General features: G+C 33.2%; 16 protein-coding genes. 10 read left to right on the forward strand and 6 right to left on the reverse strand.

Annotated elements, in window-relative coordinates; genetic code table 11:
- Nucleotides 1-2: 2 nt before the first annotated feature.
- From FUA22_RS02075 to FUA22_RS02085, 3 genes are all read right to left on the reverse strand, one after another.
- Nucleotides 3-1,259, reverse strand: a complete 1,257-nt coding sequence (locus FUA22_RS02075; RefSeq protein ID WP_147766098.1) for a purine-cytosine permease family protein — start codon at nt 1,257-1,259, stop codon at nt 3-5.
- 6 nt (nt 1,260-1,265) lie between these two features.
- On the reverse strand, nt 1,266-2,315 hold the full coding sequence (locus FUA22_RS02080; protein ID WP_147766100.1) for a M29 family metallopeptidase: 1,050 nt from the start codon (nt 2,313-2,315) through the stop codon (nt 1,266-1,268).
- A 74-nt stretch (nt 2,316-2,389) separates the two neighbouring features.
- The gene (locus FUA22_RS02085) at nt 2,390-4,744 is read right to left on the reverse strand and encodes a TonB-dependent receptor (RefSeq protein ID WP_147766102.1); all 2,355 of its coding nucleotides are present in this window, start codon (nt 4,742-4,744) and stop codon (nt 2,390-2,392) included.
- A 113-nt stretch (nt 4,745-4,857) separates the two neighbouring features.
- Between FUA22_RS02085 and FUA22_RS02090 the strand changes: the two genes are divergently transcribed.
- The 4 genes from FUA22_RS02090 (at nt 4,858) to FUA22_RS02105 (ending at nt 8,913) form a co-directional block, all read left to right on the forward strand.
- Entirely contained in the window at nt 4,858-6,090 is a 1,233-nt protein-coding gene (locus FUA22_RS02090; RefSeq protein WP_147766104.1) for a hypothetical protein, read from the forward strand.
- 57 nt (nt 6,091-6,147) lie between these two features.
- On the forward strand, nt 6,148-6,873 hold the full coding sequence (locus FUA22_RS02095; RefSeq protein WP_147766106.1) for an NRDE family protein: 726 nt from the start codon (nt 6,148-6,150) through the stop codon (nt 6,871-6,873).
- Nucleotides 6,866-7,858 (forward strand): DUF6695 family protein, encoded by a 993-nt coding sequence (locus tag FUA22_RS02100; protein WP_147766108.1) that lies wholly within the window; start codon nt 6,866-6,868, stop codon nt 7,856-7,858. Before FUA22_RS02095 ends, FUA22_RS02100 begins: the two co-directional genes overlap by 8 nt.
- Before the next feature lie 212 nt (nt 7,859-8,070).
- Nucleotides 8,071-8,913 (forward strand): C-GCAxxG-C-C family protein, encoded by an 843-nt coding sequence (locus FUA22_RS02105; RefSeq protein WP_147766110.1) that lies wholly within the window; start codon nt 8,071-8,073, stop codon nt 8,911-8,913.
- Nucleotides 8,914-9,045: 132 nt separating this feature from the next.
- Here the strand turns inward: FUA22_RS02105 and apaG are convergent, their stop codons facing one another.
- Nucleotides 9,046-9,432, reverse strand: coding sequence for a Co2+/Mg2+ efflux protein ApaG (gene apaG / locus FUA22_RS02110; RefSeq protein WP_147766112.1), 387 nt, complete (start codon nt 9,430-9,432; stop codon nt 9,046-9,048).
- Nucleotides 9,433-9,518: 86 nt separating this feature from the next.
- Nucleotides 9,519-10,769, reverse strand: a complete 1,251-nt coding sequence (locus FUA22_RS02115; RefSeq protein WP_147766114.1) for a type IX secretion system plug protein — start codon at nt 10,767-10,769, stop codon at nt 9,519-9,521.
- A gap of 155 nt (nt 10,770-10,924) precedes the next feature.
- Here FUA22_RS02115 and FUA22_RS02120 point away from each other — a divergent pair, with 155 nt between their 5' ends.
- Genes FUA22_RS02120 through nqrF form a run of 6 tightly spaced genes read left to right on the forward strand, consistent with a single transcriptional unit; the run spans nt 10,925 to nt 16,945 of the window.
- Entirely contained in the window at nt 10,925-12,280 is a 1,356-nt protein-coding gene (locus FUA22_RS02120; RefSeq protein ID WP_147766116.1) for a Na(+)-translocating NADH-quinone reductase subunit A, read from the forward strand.
- Nucleotides 12,280-13,488 (forward strand): NADH:ubiquinone reductase (Na(+)-transporting) subunit B, encoded by a 1,209-nt coding sequence (locus FUA22_RS02125; RefSeq protein WP_147766119.1) that lies wholly within the window; start codon nt 12,280-12,282, stop codon nt 13,486-13,488. The genes FUA22_RS02120 and FUA22_RS02125 overlap by 1 nt, the downstream gene beginning before the upstream one ends.
- Nucleotides 13,489-13,491: 3 nt before the next feature.
- Complete coding sequence (locus FUA22_RS02130) at nt 13,492-14,241, forward strand: Na(+)-translocating NADH-quinone reductase subunit C (RefSeq protein ID WP_147766121.1); 750 nt, start codon at nt 13,492-13,494, stop codon at nt 14,239-14,241.
- A gap of 3 nt (nt 14,242-14,244) precedes the next feature.
- Nucleotides 14,245-14,892: an NADH:ubiquinone reductase (Na(+)-transporting) subunit D gene (locus tag FUA22_RS02135; RefSeq protein WP_147766123.1), complete on the forward strand. Its 648-nt coding sequence runs from the start codon at nt 14,245-14,247 to the stop codon at nt 14,890-14,892.
- Between the two features lie 15 nt (nt 14,893-14,907).
- Nucleotides 14,908-15,633 (forward strand): NADH:ubiquinone reductase (Na(+)-transporting) subunit E, encoded by a 726-nt coding sequence (gene nqrE / locus FUA22_RS02140; protein WP_147766125.1) that lies wholly within the window; start codon nt 14,908-14,910, stop codon nt 15,631-15,633.
- Between the two features lies 1 nt (nt 15,634).
- Nucleotides 15,635-16,945 carry an NADH:ubiquinone reductase (Na(+)-transporting) subunit F gene (gene nqrF / locus FUA22_RS02145; protein ID WP_147766127.1) on the forward strand — a complete coding sequence of 437 codons (1,311 nt, stop codon included), beginning with the start codon at nt 15,635-15,637 and terminating at the stop codon, nt 16,943-16,945.
- A gap of 94 nt (nt 16,946-17,039) precedes the next feature.
- Here the strand turns inward: nqrF and FUA22_RS02150 are convergent, their stop codons facing one another.
- Complete coding sequence (locus tag FUA22_RS02150) at nt 17,040-17,480, reverse strand: Na(+)-translocating NADH-quinone reductase subunit F (RefSeq protein ID WP_147766129.1); 441 nt, start codon at nt 17,478-17,480, stop codon at nt 17,040-17,042.
- Between the last annotated feature and the right edge of the window lie 9 nt (nt 17,481-17,489).

Raw genomic sequence — 17,489 nt, forward strand, 5'->3', positions numbered from 1 at the left:
AATTATTTTAAAATCTCTTTTCTTTTATATATGAAGTAAAACAAGCCTCCCAAAATAAATGAATCCACAAAATATGCGCCTGTTAATTGAAATATTTCTAAATATGTTAAAAGGGCTATTGTTGAACTTAAAATCCAACTAATAAGGGCCGAAGATTCCCATTTGGTAATATCTTTTAAAAGGTATTCCTGTTTTTTTACCCAAAAGAAATTAATAATATATATGGTAGAAATTGATGGAGCCAAAATTCCTAGAAATTCTAAAAATTCGAAAAGGTAATCTGAAAACCCAAGAATAGATAAGGTTGTTCCTATAATACTGGCTACTATAGACATTTTTTTAAAAGACCATTTTTGTTTAATGGTTGAAAATGTTAAGACAGCAGAGTACAAGTTTGTGGCGTTTGTAACCCAAGTGGATATAAACAACAAAATTATGGCAGGAATTACCAAGTTAATTTCTCTCATGATTTTAATTATATCAACTTCACCCGTTTGTAAAGATGGTATGGCACTAAAAGTTAGTGCAACAGGAAAACCTATGGTGATGCCTAAGACAGCTATTAAACTGTGTCTGTCATTTTTTATGAATCTGGAGAAATCTGCCATTAATACGGGGAAAAGAATGGCAGAACCAACTAATATTGAGGTGGCATCAAACAAAGTCATGTTAGAATCTTGGTTATGATTATGAAATAGCTTTTGAAGCGATTCTAGTTCTCCAATGGATTTGTAAACTACAAATCCTAAAAATAAAGTTAGTATTGGTATGACTATGTTGGCCAACTTCTCTAAACTTTTAATTCCGAAAATCGTAGTGATTGTTATAAATAAGCTTGCTAAAATAATGATTGCCCACTTAGAAATTGTTATTTCAAATGCATCGAATGCGGCATCTTTTATTGCTATAGCTAATAATTCCAAAGCCACGGAAAACCATCCTATTAAAGTGATTCCGAAAATAGTATTTACAACTTTAGCTCCGTTTTCACCAAAACTAAAATGTAATATCATATACGTTGATAATCTTGAACGGTTACCTATCACAGTTGTTGCCATACACATAAGCGTTAAAACAAGTGTTGCAATACCAAAAGCTACTAATGCATTTTTTAAACCTAGGTTCAAGGCAATTTCAGAACCTAGATAAAGTGTTGGAAGTGATAGTCCTGTACCTGCAATAATTAGTGCTATTAGCCATCCGGAAGTAAAGTCTTTAGGTTGAACCTTAGTATTTGTATATTGGTTGGATGGCTCCATGATTTATTAGTTATTAAGTAATTTTTCGGCCAATGGTTTAAGTATCGGGTGACATACCTCACCATTGTCAACAATTTGTATGTCGTCTAAAAAGATACTTACTTTTTCAACAACGCCATCAAAATGTGATTTCGCAGGTTGACCGTATGGGGGCATGTCCATTGGACTAGTATGTCCAAATCCAAAATCAACACCTCCCCAAATGCGTTCATCTTCAACTATTTCACCACTTAAAGCTCTAACTCCTGGATTGAATCCAAACATATTATGTGAAATTTTATACATATTTGGGTCATGAAATGATGCTATATAACTTTTGAAATTTTCTGCTTCTTCACCGCCATTTATGGTTTCAATAGTACCATTTTTCATTTTAAACTCTACAGAGTTTTTAGTATCATAAACATTGGTGTTCATTAACAAATCAAATACAATGGTGCCGTTCATACTACCTGTTTTTGGCACTACATTAACATAACCAGGGGCTGTTCCAAAAATGGGCTTAGAGTAATCTCCACTATCAATGTCAAACATATAATTTGCATCTGTTTCGTATGATACGTCTGTGCCATTATCACTAACAATTCTAATAGTTTTTGATTTTTCAGTCATTGCTTTCACTTTTAAAAGAAAGCTATTTAACACATCAACATCAAAACCTACAAAAGTTCTCATTAAAGATTGAACAGAAGAATTGCCTAATACCAAGTATCTTAATTTTTTGTTTTTTGAAAAAGCTGTTTCCCAAATATGAGAATAAAGCATAACTGATGAGCCAATTTCTATCCAAGCATCTACTTTACAGAGTGCTGCTGTTAGGGCTTTTGCAGGTAAATCAATTTCGCCAGCATGTCCATCATGTGCTGCCTTTGGGGTCCATAATATTAAAGGTTTTCCTCCAACCGAAAATACCGCCTCTGCCAAGGCGTCCGCCAAATCTCTATCAGAACCAGAATCTCCTGTAATAGCAATTGTTTCACCAGGTTTAACCTGAAACATATCTTCAATTAAGACTTTAGATATTTTTGTGTGTTCTAAAAAATAATCAGCTATCATACTATTAATTGTTTGTTTAATGAAAGAACCAGGATTCCATTTGGTTTATGCACCGCATTAAATAGGGTTTTATATTAAAATTTTAATGCCAGTGAAGTGCCAATTGCTAATGGTTGACCTCTCCATGCTACATCATCAGGACTTCCTACAAATTCCCCTGGTGAAAATTCTTGGTAGTATTGTTTGTCGGTTAAATTTTTACCCCAAACATCAAGTCTCCAATTTTTAAATGAAAAACCCATTCTAGCATTTAATAGTGCATAGGCATCTGTAGTATGCTCAGTTCTATTACTTTCATGCCAATATGTTTTTCCAGTTCTGTCTAGATTTAGGAATCCATTAAATTTCAAGTCGTCTGTAATATTGAACGATGATTCTAAACCAATTCCAAAAGTACTTACAGGAACAAAAGGAACTTTATTTCCATTATAATTAGAGTTATCTGTAGTATTTCCGTTTGTACCACCAGTTGTTCCACCATCAATAATTTCTGCATCTGATATACCAAAGCTTGCAAATACATCTAAATAGTTTGATAACCTTGCTCGAGTATCTAATTCAAATCCAAATACCTTTGTTTCTTTATAATTATATACACCAGCAATAAAAGTGTTTAGGTCTAAAATATACTGTTGTTGATTATCTAATTTAGAACTAAAAATAGAGCCGTTGAAAATAAAGCGGTTTTCCCATGTAGTGGTCTTAAATCCAAATTCATAATTATCAGATGTTTCATCATCAAAACTTCTGTTGAAAAGGTCCGTAGCATCAGCATTAAATCCACCATTTCTATAGCCTCTACCATAGTTTGCATAGAACAATACATTTTTTGATGGCTCGTATGATAAGGAAATTTTAGGTTGAAACTCATTATTATCTCTGTCGGATTTTGTTACAAATAAAAAATCTTCTTGATTGAATTTGTCAATATCATATCTAAAGCCAGCTGATGCGGTAAGTTTGTCCGAGAGTTTATAGTCAGCAAATCCAAATAAGGCAATGGTCTTGGTTTCATTTATAAAATCGGCTACATCGTATTCTGCTGGTCCAAATTCAGCATCTACTCCTTCAGTGCCGTTTTGATAAATATCCTTTTCAATTTTTTGATAAAAACCACCAAAGCTCCAATCAAAATTAGTGTCTGAATTGGTGTTGTTGATTCTAATTTCTTGATTAAATGTTTTTGTAATAGCTTCTTCTCCTTGAGTGAATATATCCAAATCAATAAAATCTAAATCACCAAATGTTGATCTTTCTACTTTATTTAATGAAGTAATACTCTGTAGCTTAACTTTTCCTAATTTAAAATCCACTTTTAGGTTTCCATAGTTGTTTATCATATCAGACGTTCCTAAAACATCGGAAGCTATAATATTGTTTCCATCTTTTGGATTAGGATTAAGAATTCCACCTGGAAATTCACCCTCAAAACCAGTTGGATTTACAGAATAATATGTAGCTCCGCCATCTAGTTTAAAATGCTGATAGGTAGCTGATAAAGTAATTCTATTAGATAAATTTGCTTTAATTTGACCTCTAATATTAATATCTTTCATGAAATCAACATTTTCATTTAAAATGTCGTTTGTAAGTAGGCCATCAAAATTTTTGTATTGAGAAGAAAATCTATAAAACACCTTGTCTTTGGCTATAGCACCAGATGAAATAAACTGTGTTTGAAAACTACCACCATTACCCATTCCTAGTTTAATGCGATTAGAAGCTTTATTTGTTGGGTCTTTGGTGTAAATATTAACTGCACCACCAATTGCATTTTTACCATATAAGGCACCTTGCGGACCTTTTACTACTTCTACCAAAGCCAAATCATATAACTCTTGGCTTAATAAACTAGGGTCTGGTATGGTAACACCATCAATAACGAAAGCCAAAGGAGCGTCTCCGCCTCTAACTTGAGGAATACCTCTTACAGTGATAAAGTTTAAACCTATGGCTTGAGCAGAATTGAACTTCAAGTTTGGAACTAATGTTGAAAAAGAACTTATATCTGTTATTCCGGCACTTTCAATGCCTTCAGCATTTAAAGCGGTTACCGATTCTGGTGTGGTTTGAATAGAGCCTGTACGTTTTCTGGCTTTACCAATAACTCCGGAAAAACCTTGAACAACAACTGTTTCTAAAGCTTCTGTATCTTCTTGTAGTACCACGTTAATAGATGATTGTTTATTTACAGTAATTTCTTGAGAGGTATAGCCTATAAAAGAAAATACTAAAACTGCATTATTGGATGATACCGATATTTCGAAGTTACCATTAAAGTCAGATGTAGTTCCGTTAGAAGTTCCTTTTTCAATAATATTTGCCCCTGGAATTGCATTATTAACATCAGATACTTTTCCTGAAACAATTAAGTTTTGACTCCAGCCAAAAGCAGGAAGAAAAATCAATAAAAATAGAATGCGTTTCATTGTGTAATAGTTTTTTTTGTTACAGCGTAAAATTATAGTAACAAAAATTTATTATCATTAATTTTAATTAATAATAATATTTTTAATAATTTTAATGTACAAATAATAATATTATGAAAAAAATAGAAGATTATGCGTTGACTCTAACCTCTGAATTTTTCAAGCTTTTAATTGAAGATATTCATAATTCATTTTTAAAAAGACATAATCTTAAAAAGCTTCCGAAGAATTATCAATTATATGGTTATGGAGACTTTGATGAATCTAAACCTTCATTAAAGACAGATTTTGAGGATGTTGGAACAGAATTTATAAATGGAAAATATTTGTATGATAAAACACGGCAGGCGCATAAAGGAAGGCCCATTATAAAATTGAATAGATATTATAAGTCAATTGTTTTGTTGTATTTGGGTTATGATAATATTAAGGAATTTTTTGACGCCCATAAAAAAGATTTAAGTATAACCAAAGAGCAATTGGCTTTACTTTATAATGAAGACAGCACTAAAACTTATTATTATATTAGTTACTATTTTGGCGAGGATAATAGTCTATTAAAGGGTCAGACTATTATTTCTGAAGGATTTAGAAAGATTCAACATACCTATGTATATCCACAAGACGACGGATCTTATAAAACACATTATAATTATGGGTCAATTGTAAGGCGTGAAGACACTTTACATATTAATACCAAGACATTGTTGGATGGTAAACTAGTAGAAGGCGGTAGTGAAATTTATTATATAGGGCATAACGATCCCGCAAATACAAATTATTTAGTTGGCACATATTCAACATTTGATATTTATACGCAGCCAGTAGCAGGAAAAAGTATTTTTGAAAAATGTAGTACTAAGGAGGAAATGGAAGCACAGTCTAAAGACATCCATATCCCCGCTTATATAGCACAAGAACTCAGAAATAGTAGAATTGTTGCTAAAAATATAGTGGCTAAACACTATCATGAATTATCTGCAGATGCACCTTATGCTGCTATCTATAAAAGAATACCTGGTGTTTATTTCTTTACTTTTATTACAAACACTGATAGTCAACAAGAATTGAAATTAGAAATTTCAAGTTCAGATTACAAAATGAAGTTATTAAACGAAGAGATATATTTAGAGGAAGATGATTTTAAACTTTTGAATAAAGGATCGATACTTCATTTTAGTTTTAAGTTTGCTGGATTAATTGTTTTAGATAGAGTGGATGTTTACTTAAAAACATATTATTTAAACAACAATCAGAAATCTCAAGAAGGCGTGTTTAGTGGCGTTGATAATGAGAATAGGTTGGCGTGTGGCACCGTTCTTATGGAATTCAAAAGTGCTATATAGTATTATTTAAAGTTTATTTTTTGTAAGTTGCTTCACGGTATTAAGACTACAATTTTCATGTGTACTGTTACAATTATTCCGAAAGGAAACAATGATTTTGTTTTAACTTCTAATAGAGACGAAGCACCTAATCGGGTTTCTTTATCTCCTGAGTTTTATAGTATTGAAGGTGTGAAAACGCTATTTCCTAAAGATGAATTATCTGATGGTACTTGGATAGGTGTAAGTGACAAAAACAGATTGATTTGTGTGTTAAATGGTGGATTTGTTATTCATGAACGTAAGGCTGAATACAGAAAGAGTAGAGGCTTGGTTGCTAAGGATGTTTTGATTGCTGAGGATTTACTTGATTTAATAAAGGCTTATGATTTAGAAGATATTGAACCATTTACCATGGTAATTGCTGATTGGAATACAGATGTAAAGTTTTTTGAATTGGTTTGGGATGGTATTGATAAACACATTTCAGAATTGCCGCTAGAACCAAAGTTATGGTCATCTTCTACCTTGTATAATGAAGACATGAAAGCTGAACGCCAACAATGGTTTAAGGATTTTAAGATTAATAATGAATTGAATGCGCATACTTTAATGCAATTTCATTCCCAGGCTGGAGGAGATAATACCGATTATGGCGTTATAATGGATAGACATTTTGTAAAAACTACGAGTATTACCCAAGTTGAAAAACATGGTGATGATTTAGAAATGTCTTATGAAAACCTACAAGACGGAACCATAGCTAATAAAACCATTAGTTTACCTCAAAAAGTTAATGAATAATACCGGAATTATTTTAACACTAGCGTATCCCGATACTATTGTTATGGTATCTGAGGAATGGTTTTCTCCTTTTTTACGCTATTTGGGCGTTGGTAAAAAGAATTATTTACGTGCAGGTCATGCCGCTTTGGTACTTATTGATAAGTCTACAGGTATTTTAGAATACCATGATTTTGGACGTTATATAACACCAGAACCTACGGGACGCGTACGTGGAAGAGATACTGACAATGAACTGCATTTTCCCTTAAAAGCTGAGATTGAAAATGAAGAGATAAAAAACCTAAATGATATTCTCGAGTTTTTAGGTACGCACCCTAAACTAACACATGGTGATGGAAAGTTGGTGGCCTCGGTTTGTAATGCAGTAGATTACAAAAAAGCTAGAGCTCATATAACTTTGATGCAGGAAAAGCATTTTATAAGGTATGCTGCTTTTATAAAAGACGCCTGTAATTGTGCCCGTTTTGTGACTGATAGTTTAATTGCTTCTGTTACTGATAAGACTATTAAAAAACGACTTGTAAAATCTAAGTGGTTTACACCTAGCACCGTTGGCAACGTATTGTTAGCTGATACTGAAAATCAGGTTTATGAGGTGTCTGAAACTGGAGTAATTTCTGAGTTTACAGGCTCGCAAAAAAGTGAAAACTTACGATGCTTTTTAGATAAACTCAAAGAGCATAAAGTTAATTTGGTAGGCACTTTAGAGCCGAAGCACAATGATGAAGTTCATGAAAAGGGCCAGTGGTTATCTGGAATTGCTGCAGGAGCTTGGTTTGAGTTACACCAAACAGAAAATGAATTGGAATATCGTTTTAGGCGTTTGTCTCCTTATGGTAATATTGATGTAGATACTATATTTAGAGTTGAAGATAACGGGTTTGTTTATAAAGAAACCTTTCAGTTTGTGCATTATTCCAATTGCAAATTCTTTCATGTAAAACAGAATGAAAGGGTTTTTAGGTTTGAAAGAAAAGCCTAGAGTATTTGTCCTTCTTAAAAGCAAGATATTTAGAAGTAAACCCCATTAGTTTTATTAATACTATCCTTAAGATTCCAATCTTTAAGGTTTTTATTTTTACTTGATTCTGAAATGACCGGTAAATTGCTTAAGTTATTTATGTAAAATGATGAATGTCATAGGATTATATTTTTGTTGTTGGTAAATTTCTAAATTATAGAAACGGCTGTACGATGAATTATGATGTTAAAAATATTGTAGATGGTCCTAAGGATGGTAAAAAGGTTTTTAGAAAGTTAGGAACTTGCTCACGTACTTTTTTTTATATTTTAAATAGGGAATTTGGTTATCTCAAAGAACTTGAGGAACGTGCTTCAGACACCTTAGCAGGCGGAATAATGCAACAAGGGCACCAATGTGGTATGTTGTGGGGAGCTTCTTTAGCTGTTGGTGCAGAAGCGTATCGGAAATGCAAAGATCAAAATCAGGCTATAAAGGTTGCTATAAATGCAACACAAAAAGTAATGGTGTCATTTTCTAACCGAGAACACACTATTAATTGCAGAGAAATTACTCGTTGTAATTTTTCAAGTAAACTAAGTATGGCTAAATATTTTTTTTCAGGAAGATTTTTACATTGTTTTTATTTAGCTGAAAAGTGGGCGCCTGAAGCAGTGAAATCTGCCATGGATGGATTGTCCGGTATTCAAAAAAATGATTCTGAAATGTGTATAAGTTGTGCTAGCGAAGTTGCTGAAAAAATGGGAGCAAGTAAAGAGGAGGTAGTAATGGTATCTGGTTTTGCAGGTGGGCTAGGTTTATGTGGAGCAGCATGTGGCGCATTAGCAGCAGCAGTTTGGATGAAATCTCTTAAATGGTGTAGGGAAGTTGCTAAAAAAACATCAATGACTAATCCTTATTCAAAGAATTCTCTAGATATTTTTTATAAAGCAACAAACTCTAAGATTTTATGCTCTGAAATTATAGGAAGGGAATTTAAAAGTATTCAAGACCATACAAGTTTCATAAAAAATGGCGGTTGTGAAAGGTTGATTGAAACCTTATCTAAATATTAATAATTTCTAGACAAAAGTAAATTAATGAAATTTTAGACCGCAATTGACTTCCGCGTTAGGGATTGCAGCGGCATCCTTTTTTGAGTATCGAGAAAAAGATATAGCGAAAAGCCCGACCCGAAGGGTAACGCCCTAATTTATTGCAAACGTAGCACTTAGTTTAAAAGGCGGGATATCTACATTGAATTTTTTAGTGGTAGTAAAGTTTACCATACTGTAATACCCTTGCATAGCTCCAAACGGAGAGGTAAGTAGGCAGCCAGATGTATAGGTGTGAGATTCACCTGGTTTGATAACAGGTTTTTTACCAATAACACCTTCACCATCCACAATTTCTTCATTATTTAAGGCGTCTAGAATTTCCCAGTGACGTGCGTATAACTGTACAGAATCTTTGCTCTGATTTTCAATAGTCACCTTATATCCAAAAGCATACTGTATTTTATAATTTCTATAAAACGAGCCCTCGAAAGTGGTTTCGACTGAAATTTTTATGCCTTTGGTTACTTGTTGTACCATGTTAATTACTGATAGACAATAGGTTTAAACAGCAAAAATAGCATTTTTTAAACCCTACCATTAAAAAAATAGTTAAAATACCTGTTTTAATTGCTAATATTAACAGAACTTGCTTCTCCTAGTCCAATAATTTTATCATAACGTCCCCCTAAATCTCTGTAATACACTAAAACTTTATAATTGTTTTCGGTTTGGTAGAAGTTTCCGCTAATAGCACCTTCGTTAACAGTATCACTATTAAGAGTAACAAATTTATAATTGTAAAAACCTTGTTTTAATAGAAGGGATCCTGTATAAATATTTCGAGAAGTATCGAATGTCATTTTGTTACTTTCATTTAGGGTATAATTATTATAATTACCATAAATAAAGACAGAAGTATTTGTGTCAAAATCGGGGTTTGGTCTTAATGAAAAATGCATCCAAACATAATCAGACTCAATGCTTGGGTCTCCACCATCAACATTAGTAATTAGGTAATTACCGTTAATATCTGGATTATAGGTGTAGGGTCTGTTGCTGCGTTGAATACTGGTGTATAAATAGTTGTGATACAAATCTTGTAAATCAATACGTAAGACACCGTTACTTGCAGCTCTTACATCTTTGTTTTCAAAATATAAATATTCGTTACCTCCCCAAAAGCTAGACTCGGTGTCATATTTGTAGATTAATTGATTGCCAACAGTATATTGCGGTTTTAAATTTGATATTGCCGTGTTTAAATTATTGTTTTGCACTACCAATGTTTTTAGGGTTTGCATTGGGTTGTTTAATTGCATGTTTCTAGGTGCAATTATTATTTCAACACGTTGTTTTCCTTCAATATATTGAATGTCTCTAGAGCGTTTTATGCTAATTCCAACATTGGCTCTGTCTTCATAAATCATAAACTTTCTTGAAAACACTAACTCATCGTCATCATTGTAAATACTAATTAGGTAATTGCCAGATTTCTTCAATCGTCTAGTAAATTGATTAGGAATTGTGAGTTTATAATTTGAATAAATTTGAAGCGTATTATATGAATTTTCGTAATTTCTAATTCGTTGATTGTCAAAGCCATCTAAATATTCGGATTTTGCTAAAATTGATGGTTCCCAGTCAAAATTGTAATGTTGTATTTTATAGTAATAATCATCTTCATTTCCGTTAAGGGCATCAAATTCTAATACTAAAGGGTCTCCAAGCCTTAGCACGAGTAATTGTGTTTCAGGTGTGTTTCCTTTAAAATTTATAGTTTTAATAAAGTCTGGAGGGTTTATCTCTTTAATTTGACCGTATCCTAAGTAAGATATTAAGTAAAAAAATAAAAGCGAATTGAGTTTTAAGGGCATGTATTGAAATAGTTTATGTAAAGATAAACAAATTTTATGCCTAAAAATGGGCGACTAGAGATGTTAGCGAAATTCTACATATTTTTTATGAAAACTGTATATTAAATTTGTACTTTTGCACCGATTTTTAGACAACTAATCTCAATAAAAAAAATATGTCAAACGACATTCGTATTAAAAAAGGTCTAGACATTAATCTTAAAGGTGCAGCTGAACAAACGTTAGAAATGGCAATTGTTAGTAATTTTTGTACCATTAGACCTGAAGATTTCCACGGCGTCATTCCAAAATTGAATTTAAAAGTTGGAGCTAAATTAAAAGCAGGAGACACTGTTTTTTATGATAAATCTAACGAAAATGTAAAATTTGTTTCTCCAGTTTCTGGTGAAATAATTGAAATTGCACGTGGTGAAAAAAGACGAATTTTAGCAATTAAAATTCAAGCAGACAAAGAGCAAGTTTATCAAGACAACGGTAAGCTAGATGTAGATTCAGCAACACAGGAAGAAGTGTTGGGTAAATTACTAAACTCTGGTTGTTGGCCGTTTGTAAAACAACGTCCGTATGACGTGATAGCAAAACCTGATAAAGCACCTAAAGCAATTTTTGTTTCTGGTTATGCCAGTGCACCTCTTGCAGCAGACTTAGATTTTACATTACAAGGGAAGGAAGCAGAATTACAAGCTGCAATTACTGCACTTGGAAAGCTTACTGAAGGAACGGTACATGTTTCTGTAGGTAAAAATTCTAATTCGCCTTTAGCATCTGTTTCAGGAGCAACCATTCATAAAGTGTCTGGTCCGCATCCATCAGGAAATGTTGGAACTCAAATCAACAAAATTGATCCAGTAAATAAGGGAGAAGTGGTTTGGACAGTTAGTCCTCAAGACTTAGTAATTATTGGTGAGTTATTATTAACAGGTAAATTTAACGCAGAACGTGTTGTTGCTTTAGTTGGTTCTTCAGTAGAAAAACCAAGATATTTTACTACTAAAATAGGTAGTGAAGTATCAACTATGGTATATGATAAGGGTATTTCTAAAGATGCCAATGTTAGAATTATTTCTGGTGATGTTCTTAGCGGAAAGCATGTACAACCAGATGGTGCTTTAGATTATTACAGTAATGTTGTTTCTGTGATTCCTGAAGGTGACGATTACGAATTCTTTGGATGGACTAAGCCTATTTTTAATAAAATATCTACGTCAAGAGCTTTAACTTTTTCTTGGTTAAACCCAAAGAAAGCATACGATTTAAATACCAATACAAATGGTGAACATCGTGCTTTTGTAACTACAGGAACTTATGAAGAAGTATTTCCATTAGATATTTTTCCTATGCAAATTTTAAAAGCTTGCATGTATAAGGATTTAGATGAAATGGAAGCTTTAGGAATGTATGAAGTAGCACCTGAAGATTTTGCCTTAACAGAATTTGTTTGTGTGTCTAAGCAACCACATCAAAAAATTATAAGAGAAGGTTTAGACTTAATGCTTAAAGAGATAGGATAATGAGTTTAAAAAGTAAATTACATAAATTTAAAGTAAAAAATAAAGGCAAAAAATGGTTGCCTGCATTTTCTGCAATACACACGTTTTTATTTTTACCAGATGAGACTACTCATAATGGTACACATATAAAAGCAGCTGACGATTTAAAGCGTACCATGAATACCGTTATTTTGGCTATGGTACCATGTTTGATTTTTGGTATGTTTAATGCCGGTTATCAGCACCATTTAGCAATAGGAGATATTCAAGCGCTTACAGGTGGTTTCTTTGGAGCTGAGTTTTGGACATTTGATAATTTCTTTGTTGGATTCTGGAAAATATTACCATTGGTAATTATTTCTTATGGTGTTGGTTTAGGAATTGAATTCTTATTTGCCATTATAAAAGGACATGAGGTTGAAGAAGGATACTTGGTAACTGGTATGTTAGTGCCATTAATTGTTCCAGTTGATATTCCGTTGTGGATGTTAGCAGTAGCAGTTGCGTTTGGTGTTGTTATTGGTAAAGAAGTATTTGGTGGTACAGGAATGAATATTCTAAACCCAGCCTTAACTATTAGAGCCTTTTTATTCTTTGCGTATCCTACTTGGATGAGTGGTGATAAAGTTTGGGTTCATGGTGCTGTTGAAAGAGCTGGAACTCCAGATGCTATTTCTGGTGAAACTATACTTGGTAGTTTAGCTCAAAATAATGAAGTGACTCATAGTATCATGGATATGTTCTACGGATTTATTCCAGGATCGGTTGGAGAGACTTCTACCTTATTAATATTATTAGGAGGTTTATTCTTAATCTTCGCTAAAATAGGAAGTTGGAGAATCATGTTGTCTTCTGCTTTAGGAGCAATAGTTATGGGCTTAATCTTCAACTGGGTTGTTGATGCTGGTGTTATAACAGAAAGCAGCAAGTTTTATGGGTTAATGAGCACAACATGGTGGCATCACTTACTTATTGGTGGTTTTGCCTTTGGTACTGTGTTTATGGCTACAGATCCAGTAACTGCTTCTCAAACTAATAAAGGAAAATGGATTTACGGTTTCTTAGTTGGGTTTATCTCAATAATGATTCGCGTATTTAACCCTGCGTATCCAGAAGGTGTGATGTTAGCAATACTATTAATGAACGTATTTGCTCCAACTATTGATCATTATGTGGTTCAAGGAAATGTTAAGAAAAGAATGAAACGTTTAAAAGCTAAAACTGCTTAAGCTATGAGTAATAAAACAGATTCAAATGTATATACAGTACTATTCGCCATAGGAATGGTGGTAGTTGTAGGAGCTTTGTTGGCGTTTGTAGCTTCGTCATTAAGGCCAAAAATTGATGAAAATAAGCGTATTGAAAAGCAGCAAAACATCCTATATGCCATGGGTGTAAATGAAAACGACGAGAGTAGTGCGGTTTTTGTTGCAGATAATGTGGTAGGAGAAGAGTTCAAAAAGTACATTACTAAACAATTAGTGATTACTGAAGGAACAAATGCTGTTGAAGATGAACAAGCTTATTTAATTGATATTAAGAAAGAGCAGTCAAATGCTAAAGAAGGTATAGAAAGACGATTACCACTATTTGTAGGTGAGAAAGATGGAAATACTTTTTACGTAGCCCCTATAAGAGGAAAAGGGCTTTGGGATGCTGTTTGGGCTTATGTTGCCATGGATAACAATATGGTGGTTCAAGGAGCTTATTTTGATCATAAAGGTGAAACAGCAGGTTTAGGTGCTAATATTAAAGAACGTTTCTTTATGGACGATTTTATTGGAGAGCACTTAAAAGATGCTTCTGGAAATTTTGCTGGAATTGCAATTTCTAAAAGTAATGGAGATCCTTTAAATGAAGAAAAAACTGATAATGAGGTTGATGCTATTGCCGGAGCAACTATTACTGGTGATGGTGTTGCTGCAATGATTAAGTCTGAGCTTAAGTTGTATGTGCCTTATTTTAAAACTTTAAATAACTAATCTATGGGACTATTATCAAAAAAAGACGCAAAGTTAATATTAGATCCTTTAGCAGATGATAACCCAATTACTATTCAAGTACTTGGTATTTGTTCTGCGTTAGCAATTACAGCGCAATTGAAAGCTTCAATTGTAATGACTATTTCTGTAATCTTTGTATTAGGATTAGGTAACGTAGTTATTTCTTTAATTAGAAATATTATTCCATCTAAGATTAGAATTATTGTACAGTTAACAGTAGTTGCTGCTTTAGTAATTATTGTAGATCAGGTATTAAAAGCTTTCTCTTATCAATTAAGTAAAGAGTTAGGAGCTTTTATTGGACTTATTATTACTAACTGTATCATCATGGGACGTTTTGAAGCCTTTGCTTTAGGAAATGGTCCTTGGAAATCTTTCCTTGATGGTGTTGGTAATGCATTAGGATATGGAATCATATTAATAATAGTAGGATTCTTTAGAGAATTATTAGGATCTGGTACTTTATTAGGATTTAAAGTTTTAGGTGATCCAATTGCGAAAACAGGATTATATGCTACAGGTTACGAGAATAACGGATTTATGTTATTAGCTCCAATGGCATTAATTGTAGTTGGAATTATTATATGGGTACAACGCTCTAGAAATAAAGCATTAATAGAAGACCACTAGAAAGAAGATATACACATGGAATATTTAGAATTATTTTTTAAATCAATATTTATAGATAACATGGTGTTTGCCACGTTCTTAGGAATGTGTTCTTACCTAGCAGTATCTAAAAAAGTAGCAACAGCAGTTGGTCTAGGAGCCGCGGTAATCTTCGTATTATTGGTAACAGTTCCTTTAAACTGGTTATTAGATCAGTATATTTTACAACCAGGTGCTTTAGGAAAATGGTTAGGTGAAGACTTTGCATCATATGACTTAAGTTTCTTATCATTTATCATGTTTATTGCAACTATTGCAACCATGGTACAATTGGTAGAAATAGTAGTAGAGAAGTTCTCTCCATCTTTATATAATTCACTTGGTATTTTCTTACCACTGATTGCTGTAAACTGTGCAATTTTAGGAGGTTCTTTATTTATGCAATCTCGTGAAATTCCAACAATAGGTTTAGCAACAGTTTACGGATTAGGTTCTGGAATTGGTTGGTTCTTAGCTATTTTGGCTATTGCAGCTATTCGTGAAAAGATAAGATATTCAAATGTACCACCTGCATTAAGAGGTTTAGGTATTACGTTTATCATTACAGGTTTAATGGCTATTGGTTTTATGAGTTTTGGAGGAATGTTAACTGGTGGTGATGAAGAACCTAAAGAAGAAAAGACAGCATTGATAGAGGAGCAGATTGAAGAGAACGACATCAAGAAAGACATCGCTGATAACACAATTAAAGTAGTAGAGTAACATGATATTATTAGCTAGTACATTAGGAACAATTATAGCGACTGTAGCAGCCTTTTTAGTGTTAACACTTGCATTGGTTGGGTTGTTATTATTTGTAAAACAAAAATTATCACCATCAGGACCTGTAAAGATTACCATTAATGGTGAAAAAGAAATTGAAGTAGCTTCTGGAGGTACTTTATTATCTACTTTAGGAAACGAAAAAATCTTCTTGCCATCTGCTTGTGGTGGAGGTGGAACTTGTATTCAGTGCGAGTGTCACGTTAATTCTGGTGGAGGTGAAGCCTTGCCAACAGAAACACCTCACTTTAGTAGAAAAGAACTTCAACATGGTGTGCGTTTAGCATGTCAGGTTAAAGTAAAGCAGGATATGGATATTTCTATTCCTGAAGAGATTTTCGGAATTAAGAAATGGGATGCTGTTGTAGTACGTAACTACAACGTAGCATCATTTATTAAGGAGTTTGTTGTTGAAATTCCTGAGGATATGGGTTACAAAGCAGGGGGGTATATTCAAATTGAAATTCCACCATGTGAAGTGAAATATTCAGATATGGATATTACAGCGCATCCTGAAGAGCATGAAACGCCAGATAAGTTTAAAGCAGAATGGGATAAATTTGGTCTTTGGCCATTAGTAATGAAGAATGATGAGTTGGTAGAGCGTGCATATTCTATGGCTTCTTACCCAGCAGAAGGACGTGAGATTATGTTAAACGTTCGTATTGCAACGCCACCATGGGATAGAGCTAAAAACGGTTGGATGGATGTAAATCCTGGTGTAGCATCATCTTATATCTTTAATTTAAAGAAAGGTGATAAGTGTACCATCTCAGGACCTTATGGTGAGTTCTTTATTAATGAGTCTGAAGCTGAAATGTTATACGTAGGTGGTGGTGCTGGTATGGCACCAATGCGTTCACATTTATATCATTTATTCAGAACGATAAAAACTGGTAGAAAAGTTACCTATTGGTACGGTGGACGTTCTAAGGCAGAATTGTTTTATTTAGACCACTTTAAAGCATTAGAAAAAGATTTCCCGAATTTTAAATTCTACATCGCTTTATCAGACCCATTAGAGGCAGATAACTGGAAAGTGAAGAAAGATATTAATGATACTGAAGGTGATGGTTTTGTTGGGTTTATTCACAATTGTGTAATAGATAATTACTTAGCGCATCACGATTCTCCTGAAGATATAGAATTATATTTTTGTGGACCACCATTAATGAATAAAGCGGTTCAGAAAATGGGTGAAGACTTTGGTCTTGCCGATGAGAATATTAGATTTGATGACTTTGGAGGATAGGTCGCTAATCGATAATTAACTAAGAATGTCACCCTGAGCGTAGTCGAAGGGTCTCATATAAAACAAAAAACCAACTCAATATGAGTTGGTTTTTTTATGCTAGAACGTTAGCCTTTTCAAATTCAAATAGCTGTTGATAATCCATTACGTTAGCTATGTTATCTAATACACATAACAGTTCAATAACTTTAGAAAGCCCGTTGAATAAGACATTTTTATTGGTTGGATTTTTAGGTTTTTTGTTTTTATAATGAAGCGGTAGCTCAAAACCACAAGCTTTTAAAAACGCAGCTTCAATTTGTAATAGCTCTAAAGGCGAATATCCATTAAATTTTCTACCAAAACTTTGGTGTATTTTCCCAACATAATTTAGTTTAAGGGAGCCATGAAAATCTGATATGTGTTTCCAACTATCGGTATTATCTAAAATATTACCAACAGCACATTGCTTGCAACACTCTGGGTAAAGAGTGTTGTTGTGAAAAGCAGTATATAGCTTTTTTATAGCAGCTTCAAAACGTGGTGTTGTTTTCATAGAGTATTA

Origin of the sequence: Seonamhaeicola maritimus (assembly GCF_008056315.1) — a bacterium.
Taxonomy (GTDB): Bacteria; Bacteroidota; Bacteroidia; order Flavobacteriales; family Flavobacteriaceae; genus Seonamhaeicola; species Seonamhaeicola maritimus.

Bases quoted from the DNA above. Each gene is read 5' to 3' on its own strand.
- FUA22_RS02075 (WP_147766098.1), bottom strand. From the start codon at position 1,259: ATGGAGCCATCCAACCAATATACAAATACTAAGGTTCAACCTAAAGAC.
- FUA22_RS02080 (WP_147766100.1), bottom strand. From the start codon at position 2,315: ATGATAGCTGATTATTTTTTAGAACACACAAAAATATCTAAAGTCTTA.
- FUA22_RS02085 (WP_147766102.1), bottom strand. From the start codon at position 4,744: ATGAAACGCATTCTATTTTTATTGATTTTTCTTCCTGCTTTTGGCTGG.
- FUA22_RS02090 (WP_147766104.1), top strand. From the start codon at position 4,858: ATGAAAAAAATAGAAGATTATGCGTTGACTCTAACCTCTGAATTTTTC.
- FUA22_RS02095 (WP_147766106.1), top strand. From the start codon at position 6,148: ATGTGTACTGTTACAATTATTCCGAAAGGAAACAATGATTTTGTTTTA.
- FUA22_RS02100 (WP_147766108.1), top strand. From the start codon at position 6,866: ATGAATAATACCGGAATTATTTTAACACTAGCGTATCCCGATACTATT.
- FUA22_RS02105 (WP_147766110.1), top strand. From the start codon at position 8,071: ATGAATTATGATGTTAAAAATATTGTAGATGGTCCTAAGGATGGTAAA.
- apaG (WP_147766112.1), bottom strand. From the start codon at position 9,432: ATGGTACAACAAGTAACCAAAGGCATAAAAATTTCAGTCGAAACCACT.
- FUA22_RS02115 (WP_147766114.1), bottom strand. From the start codon at position 10,769: ATGCCCTTAAAACTCAATTCGCTTTTATTTTTTTACTTAATATCTTAC.
- FUA22_RS02120 (WP_147766116.1), top strand. From the start codon at position 10,925: ATGTCAAACGACATTCGTATTAAAAAAGGTCTAGACATTAATCTTAAA.
- FUA22_RS02125 (WP_147766119.1), top strand. From the start codon at position 12,280: ATGAGTTTAAAAAGTAAATTACATAAATTTAAAGTAAAAAATAAAGGC.
- FUA22_RS02130 (WP_147766121.1), top strand. From the start codon at position 13,492: ATGAGTAATAAAACAGATTCAAATGTATATACAGTACTATTCGCCATA.
- FUA22_RS02135 (WP_147766123.1), top strand. From the start codon at position 14,245: ATGGGACTATTATCAAAAAAAGACGCAAAGTTAATATTAGATCCTTTA.
- nqrE (WP_147766125.1), top strand. From the start codon at position 14,908: ATGGAATATTTAGAATTATTTTTTAAATCAATATTTATAGATAACATG.
- nqrF (WP_147766127.1), top strand. From the start codon at position 15,635: ATGATATTATTAGCTAGTACATTAGGAACAATTATAGCGACTGTAGCA.
- FUA22_RS02150 (WP_147766129.1), bottom strand. From the start codon at position 17,480: ATGAAAACAACACCACGTTTTGAAGCTGCTATAAAAAAGCTATATACT.